Below are 2,500 nucleotides of genomic sequence, written 5' to 3' on the forward strand. Positions count from 1 at the left end.
ACTATAAATGATTCAAAAAAAAAAAAAAAAAAACATAAAAAATAGAAAAACAAAAAAAAAACTATATAATTAAATAACAAACAAATAATTAAAGAAATTTAAAAGTTGAAAAAAACATACCTTGACATACAATAATTACAAATTTCTCACACAATTTACTTTATATTATAAATATTTATTTTTTTTTAAATAATTTTAATATTTTTATAAATTATTTAATTTTTTTGTTTATTCGTTATATATAAATTTTATTTATTCGTTATTCGTTATAAATTTATTTATTCGTTATTCGTTATAAATAATAAATATATAAATATTCGTTCTTTAAAAATTTTTATAGTAAATAGTTTTTTCTTTGAGTTATTAAGATCAAATTTTTTTTATTTAACAAAGAAGAGTTTGATCCTGGCTCAGGATGAACGCTAGCGGCGAGCTTAACACATGCAAGTCGAGGGGCAACATGAAATGTTTTATTACATTTTGATGGCGACCGGCAAACGGGTGAGTAATACATATGTAATCTACTTTTTTCTAGAGAATAGCCTGAGGAAACTCGGATTAATACTCTATAATATATTTTATCATAAGATAATTTATTAAAGTTTTTAACGGAAAAAAAGGAGCGTATGTCCGATTAGCTAGTTGGTAAGATAATAGCTTACCAAGGCAATTATCGGTAGGGGGCCTGAGAGGGTGTACCCCCACACTGGTACTGAGACACGGACCAGACTCCTACGGGAGGCAGCAGTGAGGAATATTAGTCAATGGAGGCAACTCTGAACTAGCTACGCCGCGTGCAGGAAGACGATTCGAAGAATTGTAAACTGCTTTTGTTAGGGAATAAAAAATTTTATTCGTAAAATATTGAATGTACCTAACGAATAAGTATCGGCTAACTCCGTGCCAGCAGCCGCGGTAATACGGGGGATACAAGCGTTATCCGGATTTATTGGGTTTAAAGGGTGCGTAGGTGGTTTATTAAGTCATTAATGAAATTTTGCAGCTTAACTGTTAAAAGTGTTATTGAAACTGATAAACTTGAGTAATATTGGAGTAGCTGGAATGTGTGGTGTAGCGGTGGAATGCATAGATATCACACAGAACACCAATCGCGAAGGCAGGTTACTAAATATATACTGACACTGAGGCACGAAAGCGTGGGGAGCAAATAGGATTAGATACCCTAGTAGTCCACGCTGTAAACGATGATCACTAGTTGTTGGATTTTTTTTTTAATAATTCAGTGACTAAGCGAAAGTGATAAGTGATCCACCTGGGGAGTACGATCGCAAGATTGAAACTCAAAGGAATTGACGGGGGCCCGCACAAGCGGTGGAGCATGTGGTTTAATTCGATGATACGCGAGGAACCTTACCAAGGTTTGAATGTATTATGAATAAAATGGAAACATTTTAGTTCTTCGGACATAATACAAGGTGCTGCATGGTTGTCGTCAGCTCGTGCCGTGAGGTGTAAGGTTAAGTCCTTTAACGAGCGCAACCCCTATTATTAGTTACCATCAGTTTGGCTGGGGACTCTAATAAAACTGCCTACGTAAGTTGTGAGGAAGGTGGGGACGACGTCAAATCATCACGGCCTTTATATCTTGGGCTACACACGTGCTACAATGGTTAGTCCAATGGGCTGCTACTAAGTAATTAGATGCAAATCTCTAAAGCTAATCTCAGTTCGGATTGGAGTCTGCAACTCGACTCTATAAAGTTGGAATCGCTAGTAATCGCGCATCAGCAATGGCGCGGTGAATACGTTCCCGGGCCTTGTACACACCGCCCGTCAAGCCATGGAAGTCGGTGGTACCTGAAGTTGGTGACCATAACAGGAACTACCTAAGGTAAAATCGATAACTGGGGCTAAGTCGTAACAAGGTAGCCGTACCGGAAGGTGTGGCTGGAATATCTCTTTTTTAGAGTAATGATCTTTTAATAAAAGAAAAAACTATTACTATAACATTATTCACTTCTTTTTTTTAAACAAGTCTCGTAGCTCAGTTGGTTAGAGCGTTACACTGATAATGTAGAGGTCCGCGGTTCAAATCCGCGCGAGACTACGTTAAAAAAAGAGAGGGGGATTAGCTCAGTTGGTTAGAGCACCTGTTTTGCAAACAGGAGGTCATCGGTTCGAATCCGATATTCTCCACAATAATAAGTTCTTTTACATATTAAAATAGAGTAAAAAAAATACTAAGTTACTTATAATAAAATAAGGAAGGGCGCATGGTGGATGCCTTGGCTCTGAGAGGCGATGAAGGACGTGATAAGCTGCGATAAGCTGCGGGTATTGGCAAATACGATATAATCCGCAGATTTCCGAATGGGTAAACCTATCATATTGAAGATATGATATTATTCTAATAAGAATAAGGCAAACCTAGGGAACTGAAACATCTAAGTACCTAGAGGAAAATAAAACAAATAAGTTATTCCGTAAGTAGTGGCGAGCGAAAGCGGAAAAGTCTAAACTATAATAGTTTCGGCTATTA

The 2,500-nt window shown here is 36.7% G+C and carries 2 tRNA genes and 2 rRNA genes (1 of these 4 cut by a window edge); all 4 read left to right on the forward strand.

The features are described 5' to 3' along the window. Positions 1-387: 387 nt before the first annotated feature. Positions 388-1,924 (forward strand): 16S ribosomal RNA (locus tag KHQ18_RS01145). Positions 1,925-1,994: 70 nt separating this feature from the next. After that, positions 1,995-2,068: transfer RNA gene (locus KHQ18_RS01150), tRNA-Ile, on the forward strand. Between the two features lie 15 nt (positions 2,069-2,083). Beyond that, positions 2,084-2,157 (forward strand) — tRNA-Ala (locus KHQ18_RS01155). Positions 2,158-2,214: 57 nt separating this feature from the next. Continuing rightward, positions 2,215-2,500, forward strand: a 23S ribosomal RNA gene (locus KHQ18_RS01160) (it continues 2,607 nt past the right edge of the window). Together the 16S and 23S rRNA genes with 2 tRNA genes alongside form the textbook arrangement of a ribosomal RNA operon.

This window comes from Candidatus Shikimatogenerans silvanidophilus (genome assembly GCF_018200315.1).
In the GTDB taxonomy this organism is placed as follows: Bacteria; Bacteroidota; Bacteroidia; order Flavobacteriales; family Blattabacteriaceae; genus Shikimatogenerans_A; species Shikimatogenerans_A silvanidophilus.